16 protein-coding genes are annotated in these 16,546 nt (G+C 34.0%); 14 read left to right on the top strand and 2 right to left on the bottom strand.

What is annotated here, in order from left to right:
• The first annotated feature begins 27 nt into the window (after positions 1–27).
• The 12 genes from ACT8VG_RS01200 to ACT8VG_RS01145 all read left to right on the top strand — a co-directional run bounded on the left by ACT8VG_RS01200 (position 28) and on the right by ACT8VG_RS01145 (position 11,943).
• On the top strand, positions 28–2,046 hold the full coding sequence (locus ACT8VG_RS01200; protein WP_444195044.1) for a cysteine peptidase family C39 domain-containing protein: 2,019 nt from the start codon (positions 28–30) through the stop codon (positions 2,044–2,046).
• 5 nt (positions 2,047–2,051) lie between these two features.
• On the top strand, positions 2,052–2,519 hold the full coding sequence (gene ybeY, locus ACT8VG_RS01195; RefSeq protein WP_187011525.1) for an rRNA maturation RNase YbeY: 468 nt from the start codon (positions 2,052–2,054) through the stop codon (positions 2,517–2,519).
• Positions 2,519–2,914, top strand: coding sequence for a cytidine deaminase (cdd, locus tag ACT8VG_RS01190; protein ID WP_187011526.1), 396 nt, complete (start codon positions 2,519–2,521; stop codon positions 2,912–2,914). Before ybeY ends, cdd begins: the two co-directional genes overlap by 1 nt.
• Positions 2,911–3,807: a GTPase Era gene (gene era, locus ACT8VG_RS01185; RefSeq protein ID WP_129981093.1), complete on the top strand. Its 897-nt coding sequence runs from the start codon at positions 2,911–2,913 to the stop codon at positions 3,805–3,807. Before cdd ends, era begins: the two co-directional genes overlap by 4 nt.
• Complete coding sequence (gene recO, locus ACT8VG_RS01180) at positions 3,794–4,531, top strand: DNA repair protein RecO (RefSeq protein ID WP_444195043.1); 738 nt, start codon at positions 3,794–3,796, stop codon at positions 4,529–4,531. Before era ends, recO begins: the two co-directional genes overlap by 14 nt.
• A gap of 15 nt (positions 4,532–4,546) precedes the next feature.
• Positions 4,547–5,470, top strand: coding sequence for a serine aminopeptidase domain-containing protein (locus tag ACT8VG_RS01175; RefSeq protein WP_217106614.1), 924 nt, complete (start codon positions 4,547–4,549; stop codon positions 5,468–5,470).
• Between the two features lie 137 nt (positions 5,471–5,607).
• Positions 5,608–6,984 (top strand): glycine--tRNA ligase, encoded by a 1,377-nt coding sequence (locus tag ACT8VG_RS01170; RefSeq protein WP_444195042.1) that lies wholly within the window; start codon positions 5,608–5,610, stop codon positions 6,982–6,984.
• A 12-nt stretch (positions 6,985–6,996) separates the two neighbouring features.
• On the top strand, positions 6,997–8,763 hold the full coding sequence (gene dnaG / locus ACT8VG_RS01165) for a DNA primase (protein ID WP_444195041.1): 1,767 nt from the start codon (positions 6,997–6,999) through the stop codon (positions 8,761–8,763).
• A gap of 2 nt (positions 8,764–8,765) precedes the next feature.
• Positions 8,766–10,022, top strand: a complete 1,257-nt coding sequence (gene rpoD / locus ACT8VG_RS01160) for an RNA polymerase sigma factor RpoD (protein ID WP_117459705.1) — start codon at positions 8,766–8,768, stop codon at positions 10,020–10,022.
• Entirely contained in the window at positions 10,022–10,693 is a 672-nt protein-coding gene (locus ACT8VG_RS01155) for a tRNA (adenine(22)-N(1))-methyltransferase (protein WP_187011530.1), read from the top strand. Before rpoD ends, ACT8VG_RS01155 begins: the two co-directional genes overlap by 1 nt.
• A 46-nt stretch (positions 10,694–10,739) precedes the next feature.
• Positions 10,740–11,483, top strand: a complete 744-nt coding sequence (locus ACT8VG_RS01150; protein WP_187011531.1) for a Nif3-like dinuclear metal center hexameric protein — start codon at positions 10,740–10,742, stop codon at positions 11,481–11,483.
• 1 nt (position 11,484) lies between these two features.
• Positions 11,485–11,943: an NUDIX hydrolase gene (locus ACT8VG_RS01145; protein ID WP_187011532.1), complete on the top strand. Its 459-nt coding sequence runs from the start codon at positions 11,485–11,487 to the stop codon at positions 11,941–11,943.
• Positions 11,944–11,955: 12 nt separating this feature from the next.
• On the opposite strand, the gene ACT8VG_RS01140 is transcribed toward ACT8VG_RS01145, so the two are convergent.
• Together ACT8VG_RS01140 and ACT8VG_RS01135 are read right to left on the bottom strand one after the other, a co-directional pair.
• Positions 11,956–12,807 (bottom strand): Cof-type HAD-IIB family hydrolase, encoded by an 852-nt coding sequence (locus tag ACT8VG_RS01140; RefSeq protein ID WP_117459699.1) that lies wholly within the window; start codon positions 12,805–12,807, stop codon positions 11,956–11,958.
• 8 nt (positions 12,808–12,815) lie between these two features.
• Positions 12,816–13,727 (bottom strand): 4-hydroxy-3-methylbut-2-enyl diphosphate reductase, encoded by a 912-nt coding sequence (locus tag ACT8VG_RS01135; RefSeq protein ID WP_432265714.1) that lies wholly within the window; start codon positions 13,725–13,727, stop codon positions 12,816–12,818.
• 98 nt (positions 13,728–13,825) lie between these two features.
• On the opposite strand from ACT8VG_RS01135, the gene ACT8VG_RS01130 reads away from it, so the two are divergent.
• Both ACT8VG_RS01130 and ACT8VG_RS01125 read left to right on the top strand, forming a co-directional pair.
• On the top strand, positions 13,826–15,199 hold the full coding sequence (locus tag ACT8VG_RS01130) for a DEAD/DEAH box helicase (RefSeq protein WP_444195040.1): 1,374 nt from the start codon (positions 13,826–13,828) through the stop codon (positions 15,197–15,199).
• Positions 15,196–16,068, top strand: a complete 873-nt coding sequence (locus ACT8VG_RS01125; RefSeq protein ID WP_444195039.1) for a deoxyribonuclease IV — start codon at positions 15,196–15,198, stop codon at positions 16,066–16,068. Before ACT8VG_RS01130 ends, ACT8VG_RS01125 begins: the two co-directional genes overlap by 4 nt.
• The last annotated feature ends 478 nt before the right edge of the window (positions 16,069–16,546 follow it).

Genomic DNA, 16,546 nt, shown 5'->3' with positions numbered 1-16,546 from the left:
GAATAAATAAGTGGGAGGTGTTTTTATATGCGTAAATATCCTATATATATTCAGGATGATGAAGTATCCTGTGGCGTTTATTGTATCAAGATGATTTTAAAATATTATGATATTGAAGAAGACACACTCAATATTAAAAGAAAAGCACGTATGGATCATACTGGAACGACTATTAAAGGTTTAGTAGAAACATTGAAATCCTATGCGATAGAAGCAAAAGCCTATCATGCTTCTTTAAAAGACATAGAAGAACATATCACCTTACCTTGTATCTTACATACAATAGAAGATGGTATAGGTCATTTTGTAGTACTCTATGAAATCAAGGGAGATACGTATATTATTGGTGATCCAGCCCATGGTATTGTGGTCTATGATCAAGAAGAACTGACATCAATTTATACAGAAAATGTTGTATCTATTACACATATTGGGCGCTATTTTGAATATGAGAATAAGACATTTAAACAGTTCTTAAAGGGAATCAAGAAACTCTATCATAAAGATATTAGAAAACTAGGAAGCTATACATTTTTTATCACATTATTCTCTTATGTGTTATCACTTATCTATGCATCACTCATTGATTATATGAAGGTTAAAACACCTATTGTGGTATTAATGATTGTATCAGGTGCTTATTTTATTATCGGCTTAATAAAGATTGGAATAGAAAAGACAAAAGAAAAGAAAAGTATCCTTCTCACACGTGCTTTTGATAAAGAGTTTGTTTATACAAGTATTAGTCAAGTAATGGATCATAAAGGAGATACAGGAACACTCCATCCACAAATCATGGATTTCTATCAGTTAAGTGAGTTTTGTATTGCCTATTTTAGTATCTTCTATGTAGATCTTGTTTCTATTGTATTAGAACTACTTGGTTTATTGCTGATTTCTACGCAATTATCATTAGTACTTATTATTGTGTTAGTTATTCTAGGTATCTTTGTTTATTTTAAGAGTAAACATTTTATAGAACTCTATAAAGACTATATCGCAGCACATATTGAATCAGAACATGCACTCATTGATTATTTAGATCAAAGAGAAATAGGAAAGAGATATTATGGAAAACATCAATGGCTTAAAAGATATGAACATTACTATGAGAATGAAGCCAATCATAAACAGGATCAGGAAGAATTCTCACTAACACTCTCTACTGGTATGCATATGATCCAAATACTTGGAGAAGCACTTATACTATTTGTAGGATTGTTCCTCTATCATAATAAGAGTATCAGTATGGGTGAATTGATTCTATTCTATATGGTTTATAATATGATTCTTATTCCCCTTATTCATCTCTGTACTACTTTAGTAGAATATTCTCAAAGTACAGTACTTTATGAGAAATATAAGGAACTTACAACACCAGTCGTACAAGGTAAGCTGTTGATAGAAGAACCAATTCATACTATTCATATGAATAATGTAAGTTATGCTTATGGCTTCCATGAACCTGTCTTAAATCACCTTGATTTAGAAATCAATCATTCTTTCTTTATATTTGGAGATAATGGTTCAGGTAAATCTACATTAGCTTATTTACTAGAAGGTAATGATCCACATTATCGTGGTGAAATACTTATTAATAACAAGCATTTAAAAGACATCAATCAGGATTCTTTAAAGAAACATATCATTCTTGTAGAAGAACATGAATCATTTATACCTGGTTCTATCAAAGAAGTATTGAATTGTGAGGATGAAGAACGTATACTTCATGTATTACTTTCCTTAACAGGAGAAAGATTGATTGAACTAGGAGATTCACCTATCACATCTCAGGGGCTTCCCTTATCATTAGGAGAACAACAGATTCTTTCACTTGCCCGTGCATTGTTATGTGATGGAGATATTTATATTCTTGATGAAGCCCTCAGTCATCTCTCTTTTGAACGTAAAGAAATCATCATTCGAACTTTGTTTGAAACATATCAAGAAAAGTTATTTATGGTGATTTCACATGATAAAAAAATCATGAACATGGGATATGACTATGTTATAATGGAAAAAGGAAAAATCATCGAGAAAGGGTGATATTAATGAATATAGATTTTGTATTTGATAATGAAGTAGAGAACTTTGAAAATAATTATGAACAGGATTTTACAGCTATTATTGAACAGGCTTTAAAGACTTTAGGTATTGAAGATGATGTAGAAGTATCATGTGTTCTTGTAGATGATGAAAGAATACATGAAATTAATAGAGAATATCGTCATATTGATCGTTCTACTGATGTCATCAGTTTCGCAATGGAAGATAATGATCAATTTTATGTAGAAGGTATGCCTAGAACTTTAGGAGATATTTTTATTTCTGTAGATCATGCTAAGAAGCAGGCAGAAGAATATGGTCATTCTTTAAGAAGGGAAATGTGTTTCTTATTTACACATGGTATTCTTCATTTGTTAGGATATGATCATATGACAGATGAACAAGAAAAAGAAATGTTTGGCTTACAGGATCAAATCCTAGGTGCTTTAAGCATTGAAAGAGAGGAAGCCTAATGGATTATCAATATCTTGTAGATGAAGCATTTAAGGCAAGAGAGAATGCATATACCCCTTATTCACATTTTAAAGTAGGTGCCTGCTGTGAACTCAATGATGGCAAGATGATTTATGGTGCCAATATTGAGAATGCAGCTTATGGCTCTACAATGTGTGCTGAGCGTAATGCAGTATTTCAGGCTTATTGCCAAGGCTACCGTAAAGAGGATATTAAAGCACTTGCGATTGTTGGAGATGGACCGACATTGATTTCACCTTGCGGTTCATGTCGTCAGGTATTAAGTGAACTCTTGAAATCTGATACACCTATTGTATTAGGTGCAAGAGATCACTATGAAGTGACTAATATCTATGAATTATTACCTAGAAGTTTTAGTGAGGAGGATTTATGAGTTATAAATCAGGTTTCGTAAGTATTGTAGGACGTCCTAATGTAGGAAAATCTACTTTATTAAATCATATTTTAAAGACAAAATTAGTGATTACATCACCTACTGCCCAGACTACAAGAAATACAGTTCAAGGTGTATATACAGATGATGAAGCACAGATTGTATTTGTAGATACACCAGGTATTCATAAGCCACAGGATGGCTTAGGATCATTTATGAATACAACAGCTTTAAATAGTATTGTAGGAACTGATGTGATTTTATTTATTGAACCTGCCAATGAACGTATTGGTAAGGGAGACCGCTTTATTGTAGAAAGGTTAAAGAAAGCAGAATGTCCAGTCTATCTTGTATTAAATAAGGCAGACCTTCTTTCTAAAGATGAATTAATGGATAAACTGATTGAATGGAATCAGATGATGGACTTTAAGGAAATCATTCCAATTAGTGCACTTAATGGGGATAATGTAGATGAATTAATTAAGACTGTCAAACAGGATTTACCAGAAGGACCAGCTATTTATCCAGAAGATACAATTACAGATCATCCAGAACAGTTTATTATGGCTGAATTTATTCGTGAAAAGATTCTTTATTTCACTCATGATGAAATTCCTCATGATGTGGCGATAGAAATTGAACAGTGGATTGAAGATGAAAATGGAATAGATATCATGGCTGTGATTATTGTGAATAGAAAGAGTCAGAAGGGTATTATTATTGGTAAGCAGGGTACAATGATCAAGAAGATCAAAGACCAGGCAAGACGTGATATGAAACGTTTTGCGGGTGTACCTGTTAAACTTTCACTCTTTGTAAGAGTAGAAAAAGACTGGCGTAATAAAGCACAGTACTTAAAGGAATTTGGTTATAACCAGGATGACTACTCATAATATTGAGAAAACAAAAGGGGTTGTACTTAAAATAACACCTTCAAAAGAATCTGATGCAATACTTTCTATTTATACACATGACTATGGTAGAATATCAGTCTATGGAAAAGGAATTAAAAAAATCAATTCTAAAAATGCGCGTGGTGTCACACCTTCTACGTTAAGCTTATTTGAGCTAAATGTACGCAAAGGATTATCATCTCTTATACGTGCTTCAGGAATTAAGTATTATACACATATCCAGGATCATATAGAAACAGATATACTAGCACAATGCTTATTAGAATACTATTATCGCTATGTTCCTGAAAATAAACCTGATCTAGAGACTTATACATTCTTAGTAGATGCTTTAAAAGCTATAGATACAGGATATTCATATAAATTGATTTATGCATTGATTCTTGTCTTTATTATGAAAGATAACGGAATAGAGTTAGAAGTAGACGGATGTGTTCATTGTGGACATACATCAGTCACTTCTTTTTCGCTTGTAGATGGTGGTTTTGTATGCCATAAGCATCAAACACCACAGGATGTAGAATTATCTATAGATGCACTTAAGGCAATACGTCATATATATAAGACACCCATTGCCCATATTGATGCATTATCTATAGATGAATCAGTACTTAAAGAGATATTATTTATATTTGAACATTATATTGATGAATATTGTGGAATATATCTCAATGCGTTACGTTTTGTGAAGGAATGGATATGAGGGGAGGAATGATGTATGAAGCATGAAGAAACTTATACATCAACACTACATACACATGTTCACTTTTTCATTTATGAACCACAGGTGATCATTAGAGTCAAGGCTGTCTTATTTGTACAGCATGATCTTAACGAAAATGCATCAAGCTATGATCATTTTGCGAATTTCATGTGTGATAAAGGATATGTTGTTGTAGTGAGTGATATGGTCGGACATGGTCATTCACTAATTGATTTTGAACAGGGTTATTTTGGGAAAACAGATGTCCTTGATCATTTGATGAAGGATATGCATCATCTACAGAAAGTGATGATGGCACGTTATACAGATACACCTTATTATTATATAGGTACAGGACTAGGTGCACAGATGATTCGTGAATATGCAGCACGCTTTGGAGATTATTTCCAGGGAATGTTGTTGATGGGAGCAGTGTCCGGTGTCAGAGCCTACCGCTATAAGAATCTTTGTCTTAACTTCTTTAAACTTATGAAGGGTGAAAGATATCATCTCAATAAACTGGCATTAAGAAATCGATTAAAGTTATCACATCGTTTCAATGAAGATCATCCTTTCTCCTATCTTACAGATAATGAACAACTAGTGAATAGATTTTCTAATGATACATTGACGAACTTCTCTTATACAGTTAAAGGCTATAGTGATATCTATAAGATTTCTAGACATGCCAACAGTGAAGAGACATATCAGAAAACACCAACATACTTATCTACATGGATTGCCTCCGGTGCACTTGATCCTCTTACTCGTTTAGGTAAAGATGCGCAGCTCATCTATCATAACTATAAAACACTAGGTATGGCCGATATCACATTAAAAATCTATGACAACAAACGTCATGCATTATTATTTGGTAAGGATCGTATTAACGTTTATACAGATATTCTTACCTGGCTAAACGCACGTACTTACATCTAACCTTTCTTTAAGAAAGGTTCTTTTTTATACCCTCATAATTGGTTGACAAATATACACTATAAGGGTATAAATAGTGGGACTATAAAGTTCATGGCTTAGGTTATTCCTAAGTCATTTCTTATCTCAAGGAGGAAAATATGGCTACAAAAGATATGGAAAAGCTAATTGCACATGCAAAAGGTGAAGGTTTTGTCTATCAAGGTTCAGAAATCTATGATGGACTCGCAAATACATGGGATTACGGACCAATGGGTGTTCAGTTAAAGAACAACATTAAAAACTTATGGTGGAAGAGATTCGTTCAGGAATGTCCTTACAACGTAGGTATTGATTCAGCAATCTTTATGAATCCAAGAGTTTGGCAGGCAAGTGGACATGTAGGTAACTTCAATGACCCACTTATTGACTGTAAACAGTGTAAATCAAGACATAGAGCGGATAAATTAATTGAAGCTTATGATCCTGAATTACATCCAGATGGATGGACTCCAGAAGATATGATGACTTTTATTAGAGAACATAACATCGCATGTCCTGAATGTGGTGGACATGATTTCACAGATATCAGACAGTTCGAATTAATGTTTGAAACATCTATGGGTGTTGTAAAGGATGCAAAGAGTAAGATCTATTTAAGACCAGAAACTGCTCAGGGTATCTTTGTAAACTTCAAGAATGTTCAGAGAACATCACGTAAGAAATTACCATTTGGTATTGGACAGATTGGTAAATCATTCCGTAACGAAATCACTCCAGGTAACTTCATTTTCCGTACGAGAGAATTTGAACAGATGGAACTTGAATTCTTTACAAAACCAAATGAAGACTTAGAATGGTTTGAAAAATGGCGTCATGACTGTATGCAGTTCTTATATGATTTAGGAATCAATAAAGAAAACTTAAGATACAGAGACCATGACCAGAAAGAACTTTCTTTCTACTCTAAAGCAACAACAGATATCGAATACTTATACCCATTTGGATGGGGTGAATTATGGGGTATTGCAGATCGTACTGATTACGACTTAGGACGTCATCAGGAATATTCTAAGAAGAACTTAGAATACTTAGATCCAGACACTCATGAAAAGTATCTTCCATACGTTATTGAACCATCAGTAGGTGCAGACCGTTTATTCTTATCAGTTCTTGCAGATGCATTCGAAGAACAGGAACTTGAAAATGGTGATGTAAGAAAAGTTATGCATTTCCATCCTGCATTAGCTCCAGTAAAGGTTGCAGTATTACCACTTACTAAGAAGCAGTCTGATGAAGCAATGGAACTTTATAACGATTTAGTAAAAGACTTCTATTGTGAATATGATCAGGCAGGTCAGATTGGTAAGAGATATAGAAGACAGGATGCTATTGGTACACCATTATGCGTGACTGTAGACTTCGATACAGCTGAAGATCATAGCGTTACTGTAAGAGATCGTGACACTATGGAACAGATCAGATTACCAATTGATCAGTTAAAAGCTTATATTGCAGATAAAACACGTTTTAACTAAGAGGATGATTAGATGGCAAGATTATCACAGGAAAAGATTGATGAAATCAGACAAAGCGTAGATATCGTTGATGTGATGGGCCAGTACCTTGAACTTCATAAAAAAGGCAAGAACTACATGGCTATCTGTCCTTTCCATGATGATAATCATCCATCTTTATCTATTTCACAATCAAGACAGATTTATAAATGTTTTGTATGCGGCAACGGAGGGAATGTTTTCACATTCATTCAGGAATATTTAAAGGTTCCTTTCGTAGAATCCGTTATGAAAGTGGCAGAGTTTGGACATGTAGATATGTCCGGCTATTCACTAGAGAAGCGTGTTGTGAAAGTAGATGAGGCGCTTGCGCCTCTTTATGATATGCACGCTTTTGCCTTGAAACTTTATATGTATTATCTCTATACACAATCAGGTAAACAGGCACTTGATTATTTACGTCATCGTGGTTTTGATGATGAACTCATTAAGATGTTTGGAATTGGGTATGCGCCAGATAAATCTATCTTACATGAACGTTTCCAGAAGGAAGGCTATACTGAAGTTGCTCAGGTGAAATCAGGATTAGTTTTAGAAAATGAACGTCATTATGATCGTTTCCGTGATCGTGTGATGTTTCCTCTTTATGATGAATTTGGAAAGGTTGTAGGTTTTTCTGGAAGAGTTTATAAAGCTCAGGATAAGAATTCTAAATATATGAACTCCCCAGAGTCCGATATATTTATTAAAGGTAAAACACTTTATAATTACCATCGTGCGAAAGAAGCAGTTCGTCAGGCAGGCTTTGTATATATTAATGAAGGGTTCATGGATGTGATTGCGATGCATCGTGCTCATCATGATAACTGTATTGCCTTGATGGGTACAGCTCTTACTAAAGATCATTTAAGAATGCTGAAGCGTATGACACATACAATTCATTTATGCTTAGATGGTGATATGGCAGGGCAGGCTGCCGCTATGAAATCAAGTGATTTACTTACATCACAGGGCTTTGAAGTCAAGATTGTCTTATTACCTGATGGAAGAGATCCAGATGAGATCTTATCAACAGAAGGTATAGAGGGGCTTGATGCGGTTTTAAAGGATACTTTAAGTCCTATTGATTTCATGATGGCCTTTGAATGTTCAAAACTTGATTTACGTAATTATGAAGATCGTAAAACCTTACTTGTAAAGGCATGTGAGAAGATTGCGAAGATAGAAGATAGAATTGATCGTGGACACTATATTACGAAGCTTTCATCATTGACTGATTTCCCTAAGGAAATCATTGAGGAACAACTTTTAAATAGTTCTGCAATTATTGAACATCGTGAACAGTTTTCTCAAAATCGTATTGAAACAATTCAAGACCAGCGTCCTATTCTAGATAAATATACTTTGGCAGAAAAGAATTTATTATTCTATATGTTGAATGACCGTCAGGTCAGTGATATTTATGAAGCAAAAGCAGGCTTTATGCATAATGATACATATCGTGCATTAGCTGCTTATATTAGAGATTATTATCGTACGCATCAAACAATGGATATTGCGAACCTCATCGATAAGATTGGGAGTTCTCATTCAACCCTTGTGAATGCATTGACAGATATTGCGGAGTGTTCACTTCCACTCCCTTATCAAAAAGAAGTGATTGATGATTATATTGCGAGAATTACAGAAAATACCAAGAATATTCGTGAACAGGAATTACAGGAACAGTTTAAGAATGTTCTTGCGCCTAGCGCAAAAGCTGAGATTCTCCAAAAGCTAATTGATTTAAAAAAGGAGTAGCTATGGCAAAAAAGGAAAAAGCAGTACAGGGTATTACTCTTGAAGAACTTGAAAAAATGCTGATTAGTGCCGCTAAGGCTAAAGGCAACCGTTTAACTCAAGATGACTTAGATGCTTTCCAGTCTAGATATGATTTAGATGATGAAGCATATGAAAACCTTATTGATGCAATCAATGAAAACCATATTGAAATTGAAGATGGTTTAGATGCATTAGAAATAGATGATAATGACTTCATGGCTGGAGGGGCAGATGGTCTTGATGATCTTGAAGGCTTAGAAGTAGATACAGATGATGATACAGGTGATGATGATATCGCAAATCTAGATTTCGGTAATGATCTAGATATGGACTTTGGTGATACAAATAAAATGTATAACCAGTCTGATGACGATGATGATATGAACCAGTTAGGTTCTAACGTTAAAATCAATGACCCTGTAAAGATGTACTTAAAGGAAATTGGTCGTGTAGACTTATTAACTCATGAACAGGAAATTGAACTTGCGAAACGTATTCTTGAAGGTGATGAACAAGCTAAGAAAGAACTTGCAGCTGCAAACTTAAGATTAGTTGTATCTATCGCTAAGAGATATGTAGGTCGTGGTATGTTATTCCTAGACTTAATTCAGGAAGGTAACATGGGTCTTATTAAGGCTGTAGAAAAGTTCGACTATACAAAAGGATTTAAGTTCTCTACATATGCAACATGGTGGATCAGACAGGCTATCACTCGTGCAATTGCCGATCAGGCACGTACTATCCGTATTCCAGTACATATGGTAGAAACTATCAACAAGTTAACTCGTATCCAGAGACAGCTTGTTCAGGAATTAGGTAGAGAACCAACAGCTGAAGAAATCGCAGAAAAGATGGATGGAATGACTCCTGCAAAGGTAAGAGAAATCCAGAAGATTTCTTTAGAACCAGTTTCTTTAGAAACACCTATCGGTGAAGAAGATGATTCTCATTTAGGTGACTTCATTGAAGATGAAGGTGCTATGAGCCCTGATGATTATGCATCTAACGAATTATTAAAAGATGAATTAAATGAAGTATTATTAGAACTTACAGATAGAGAAGAAAAAGTATTAAGACTTAGATTCGGTCTAGATGATGGACGTACAAGAACACTTGAAGAAGTAGGTAAAGAATTCAATGTTACTCGTGAACGTATCAGACAGATTGAAGCAAAAGCTTTAAGAAAATTAAAACATCCTTCACGCTCTAAACGTCTAAAGGACTTCTTAGATCACTAATGAAGCTTCATTCAAAACGTCTAAGCAAAGTTGCTTGGATGATTGAAGAACATAAACAAGGAACTATCCTGGCAGATATCGGCACTGATCATGCCTATCTGCCTTGTTTTTTACTTGATGAAAACATCATCACATCAGCTTATGCATGTGATGTAGCGGAAGGACCTCTCTCTAGTTCTAAAGAAACAATTCAGTCTTTATATCTTGAAAATCAAGTCATCCCATTACTTGGTAATGGATTAGATCCTATCATCGATAAGAAAGTAGATATGATCTCTATTTGTGGTATGGGTGGCTTATTGATGAGTGAAATATTAGATGCTCATCTTGACTATGTAGAAGATAAAATACTCTTCCTACAGGCAAATACAGCCATTGATTTATTAAGAGAATACTTAATGAATCATAACCTACAGATTATTGATGAAGCATTAGTCAAAGATGCTCATCATATTTATGAAATCATGGTTGTGAAAAAAGGGCATCAGGAATTAGATGAAAAAGATATTCTCTTTGGACCAGTCCTTAGAAAACAGAAGGATCCTCTCTTTATTGAGAAGTGGGAAAGAGAACTAAAGATTCAAAGACGTATATTGGATTCATTAAATACTGAACATGAAAAATATGCAAAGGTATTACATTCTATTGCCTTAATTGAAGAAGTACTCTAGGTACTTCTTTTTTGTGTTATAATATTTGAAATGGAAGGTGATATTTATGAAAGCAGAACAGATTATTAAAATCATGGAATCTCATTATCCTTTAAGTTGTCAAGAGGACTGGGATCATTGTGGATTACAGGCAGGCAATATTCATACAGAAGTGAATAAAATAATGATTGGTTTAGATGCAGACTTACAAACTCTACAGGAAGCCATTGATGCAGGATGTCAGATGCTGATTACCCATCATCCATTCTTATTCAATACATTGACTTTAGATACTACAACACCTGTAGGACGTTTTATTGAAAAAGCGATTAAACATAATATTGTTCTCTATAGTGCGCATACATCTCTAGATAAGATTTCCATGAATAGATGGTTAATGGAAGCATTAGGATGTTTAAATATTGAAGATGCCGATGAATCTAATATTACTAAGAAGGGTGTACTCCCAGATACAATGGGCATGTATGAATTCTTGGATTATGTAAAGAAAGCTTTTAATATTCCATCAGTCAATTATGCAGGTAAAGTGAAAGAAGTCTCTACAGTAGGAATTTGTGGTGGTTCTGGAGGAGATTTAATAGATGAAGTCGCTCCACAGGTAGATGCTTATGTCACAGGTGATTTGAAATATCATAGTGGTTTAAAAGCATCAGATTATAATATTCTTTTAGTAGATGTAGGGCATCATGTAGAAGTTATTATGGTACATAAATTAAAAGAATTATTAGAAAAAGAAATAGATTGTGAAATTATAGAAGCCACTTCTCCAGGCTATTTCAAGGGGTATTAGGATGATTTTGACTACAATTGCCTATTTAAAGAAAGATGGGAAAACATTACTTCTTCATCGTATAAAAAAGAAGAAAGATATCAATGAAGGTAAATGGATTGGTGTAGGTGGTAAATTAGAACCAGGTGAATCACCCGATGAATGTGTAAAAAGAGAAATACTAGAAGAAACAGGTTATACAGTACATTCTATTAGATGTCATGGTTATGTCACATTCCCAGGTCTTTATTATGGTGAAGATGAAGGTATGTTTGTTTATTCTTGTCATGACTTTGAAGGGACATTAAAAGACTGTGATGAAGGTGTTCTTGAATGGGTGGATGATGATTTAATTCCTGATTATCCACAATGGGAAGCAGATTATCATTTCTTAAACTGGATGGAAGATGATCACTATCACCATGCCAAGGTGACTTATAAGAATGATGAACTTATAGAATATAAAGAAGAAGTCTATTAAAAAGAACACGGATTAAATCAATCCGTGTTCTTTCATATTCTTATAAATACCATCATTCGCGATATCATCACATACTTCATCAGCAATAGCCTTTAAACCTTCTTTCGCATTACCGACTGCAACACCATGCGCTACAAATGTCAACATCTCTGCATCGTTCATACCATCACCATAAGCATATGTATCCTTTTGATTAATACCTAAATGGTTAATAAGTGCTTCAATGGCAGTATGCTTATTCACACCCGCTACAGATAATTCACCTGATGCATCACCAAATGCAGGAACAGTACATTCAATCACTTGGAATGCATCACAAAACTGCTTTCTTATTTCATCAAATGGAATACTTTCATGTTCTAAGAAACAAATCTTATTCACATCGTTTCTATACATATTCTCATTTTCAATGAGTGCAGTAATAAAATGACTTGGTTCCTCTTCCTTTTTTCTTCTTGCTTCAGGATCATTTTTAAGATCACCATAGATGATGCTTTCTAATCTTTTAATGAGGTTCTTAGAGGCAAATAAACCACCATTAGATTCTAAATAATAGTCATAATGATTTGTTTCAAAGAAGTCTACAACTCGATGAACATCTTCATCGCTGACCTTCTTATGATACAACATTTCATCACCCATCTGTACAAATCCACCTCCAGCACCAATGATGCCATCAAATCCTACATCTAGAATATAAGGATAGATTTCTGCAAGAGAACGCCCTGTACAAAGATAACATAAATTTCCTTTTTTACGCGTCTCGTGCACTGCCTGGATAGTTGATTCAGGAATACATTCCTTTACAGGTCTCACATCTACTAAAGTCCCATCCACATCAAAAAATATAATCTTCTTACTCATATATTCTCCTATAACATCTTTTCATAAGGTATTTCAGGTTTAATAAAACTATCTGGGTTATTTTCATCATACTGCTTCAAGAAATCAATAATCTGATTAGTCAATACAGTAGGTGTAGAAGCTCCAGAACTTACTCCTACATGTTTCTTTCCTTTAAGCCATGATAAGTCTAACTCTTCAAGACTTCCAATCATCTTGGTATCTTTATGTGCTTTCTCCATACTAATAGAAGCCAGCTTCTTTGTATTATTAGAATGAGGATCACCTACAATAATGACTAGATCAATATCTTCATCCATCTTCGCAATGGCTTCCTGTCTAATTTGTGTAGCTGAACAAGTTTCCTTCATGATTTCTACATCTAATATTTTTTTCGCATACTCACATAAATCATAAACATCATAAAGGGACATAGTTGTCTGGTTAGTCATCACATAATGTTTATCTTTATCAAGTGTTTCTAAATCGTTCTTAGATGTAATTAAATGAATATGTTCAGGATCAATTAATAATGCACCTTCAGCTTCAGGATGATTCTTTTTACCTATATATAAAACATCCTTCCCACGCTTTAACTGTTCTTTAATAAGTGTATGTGTCTTAATGACATCTAAACATGTTGCATCCACTACATTGAGTCCTTTACTCTTTGCCTTCTCAATGACACAATCTCCTGCACCATGTGCTGTAATAATAACTGTTCCTTCATTAATTTCATCAAGAAGTTCCATTCTTGTCTTACTTGCATCCTCAATTGTGATGGCGCCACGCTTCTTTAATGCATCCACAATAAATTGATTATGCACAATCATACCAAGTACTGTAATAGGACCTGGCTGTTCTATTGTCTCTTTTACTATATTAATAGCACGTATAACACCCTTACAATATCCTCTAGGGACAATTCCTGTGACTTTCATATTCTTCACCTCAAAAACAATTCTAACATAAGTGAGATTAGATTTGTTTTTTTTTCAAATCATGGTATGATAATAGACGCTAAAGGAGGCGAATTATAATGGATTTATTTGACAAATTTCAATTTAATGATTATGTAAAAAAGACTTTAAACAACATACATTTCACATCACCAACACCTATCCAGGATAAGGTGATTCCCCTTGTTTATAAGAATAAAGATATTATTGGTATCTCACAGACAGGTACTGGTAAAACTCATTCATTCTTAATTCCTATTATTGATCGTATTGATACAAATGCAGATTATGTACAGGCAGTTATTACAACTCCTACAAGAGAACTTGCACATCAGATCTATGAAAACGCAAAGGAATTCAAGAAAGAAAACCCTGATTTAAGAATCTCACTTGTAATTGGTGGTTCTGATAAGCAGAAGGCTATTAATAAGCTTTCTACACAGCCACATATCGTTATTGGTACACCAGGACGTATTAAAGACTTATCTTTAAATGAACAAGCTTTAATCATCACTACAGCTACTACATTTGTAGTGGATGAAGCAGATATGACTTTAGAATATGGTTATCTTGAAGACTTAGATGCAGTCTTATCTAAGATGAGAGAAGATTTACAGATGCTTGTATTCTCAGCAACTATTCCTGAACATTTATGGCCATTCTTAAGAAAATATATGAATGCGCCAGAATTAGTACAGATTGATGCCCGTAAGAAAACAACAGACAATACAAAACATTACTTAATTCATACAAAGCATCATGATCGTTATACAGTATTAAAGAATATCATGGATATCATTGATCCATATATCTGCTTAATCTTCTGTAATAAGAGAACAGAAGCCACTAAGCTATCTGATCAGTTAAGAAGTGATGGCTATCGTGTCGGTGAAATTCATGGTGACTTAGAACCACGTGAACGTAAACAGATGATGAGACGTATCAACAATAATGAATATCAGTACATTGTAGCTACAGATATTGCGGCTAGAGGTATTGATATTGATGGTGTATCTCATGTTATTAATATGGAATTCCCAACAGAAAGAGACTTCTATATTCATAGATCTGGTAGATGTGGTCGTGGTAAGTATAAGGGTGAATGTTATTCTATGTATGATTCATCTAATCAGCAGATGGTTGAATCACTTGAAAAGAAGGGTATTCACTTTGAAGTAAAAGAAATCCGTAATGGTGTATTAACGGATGCCAAGGCACGTAATAAGCGTAAGAATAGAAATGCGCCACAGTCTGAATTAGAAAAAGAAATTCAGCGTATTATTAAGAGACCTAAGAAGGTTAAACCTGGTTATAAGAAGAAGAGAAAAAGAGAAATTCAGGCTATTTACCAGAAAAAGAAAAGAGATATTATTCGTAAAGATATTCAGAGACAGAAAAAAGAACGTACGAAACAGGCACAGAGAGAAAAACGTGAAAGGGAGAACATGCAGTGATTATAGGTTCACATGTCTCAATGGGTGGTAAGGAAATGCTTCTAGGAAGTGTAAAAGAAGCATTAAGTTATAATGCCAATACATTCATGTTTTATACAGGAGCACCTCAGAATACGAGACGTAAACCTGTTTCTGAATTACGTGTAGAAGAAGCCAAAGAATTAATGAAAGAAAAGGGGATAGACATGGACAAGGTTGTTGTTCATGCCCCTTATATTATTAATTTAGGAAATACAATCAAGCCTGAAACAAGAGAACTTGCTGTATCATTCTTACGTCAGGAAATTGAAAGATGTGACGAAATTGGTGCTACAAGACTTGTTCTTCATCCAGGTGCTCATGTTAAAGCAGGGGATGAAGCAGGATTAGATGCGATTGTATCAGGCTTAAATGAAGCAATGAAGCCAGACCAGAAGGTACATATTGCCTTAGAAACAATGGCAGGTAAAGGCACTGAACTAGGTAGAACATTTGATCAGTTAGCTTATATTATTGATCATTGTGATTATCCTGAATTATTAGGCTTATGTTTAGACACTTGTCATTTAAATGATGCAGGTTATGATATTTCTGATTTTGATGCAATTCTTGATGAAGTAGATGAAAAGATCGGTTTAGATAAAGTATTAGTTGTTCATGTCAATGACTCTAAGAATCCACAAGGTTCTCATAAAGATAGACATGAGAACCTTGGTTTTGGGACAATCGGTTTTGATACATTGGACTCTATTGTATCTAATGAACGCTTAAAAGATGTTCCTAAGATTCTAGAAACACCTTATATTGAAAAGAATGCACCTTATAAAGAAGAAATTGAAATGTTGAAAAAGCATGAATTCAACCCAGGTTTAAAAGAAATGTTTGAATAAGCAGCTATGGCTGCTTATTTTTTTACGTTCACTATTAAGTGAAAATCAATACATGATTCGGTCGAAAAGTGCGTAAATAGCCTATTTTTCTGGTTTTTGATTGAAATAATTTGGTTGAAAAAGTTTTCAATTGAATTTATGATTGATTTTGATGTGTATTGTTGAATTATTCAGCTATATTATTACCCTGTCATGTAACGAGCAAGTTATTAATTTGGACGAAAATCCAACAAAGAGGGTGTTTTGAAATTTACGATTGAAAATAGCGCGGACGAAATAGTTTTCGATTGAATCTTCGATTGTTTTTACGCGTATTTTTGCTTGAATAAGCTCTATGTATGTATCTAATGAGTGTTTTGCATTATAAAAAACGCTGTTCTATAGTTTATAATTTTGATTTCATTATAAAGTATGAACGAAATTTGAATGGATTAAAATTAAGTTTATTTTAATTGCTTTTGTGATATACTGAATTTAT

Source organism: Catenibacterium sp. (assembly GCF_052354645.1).
GTDB classification, from domain to species: domain Bacteria; phylum Bacillota_I; class Bacilli_A; order Erysipelotrichales; family Coprobacillaceae; genus Catenibacterium; species Catenibacterium mitsuoka_A.
Note: the sequence above shows the minus strand (reverse complement) of the source record. Positions and strands in the feature narration are given on the sequence as shown.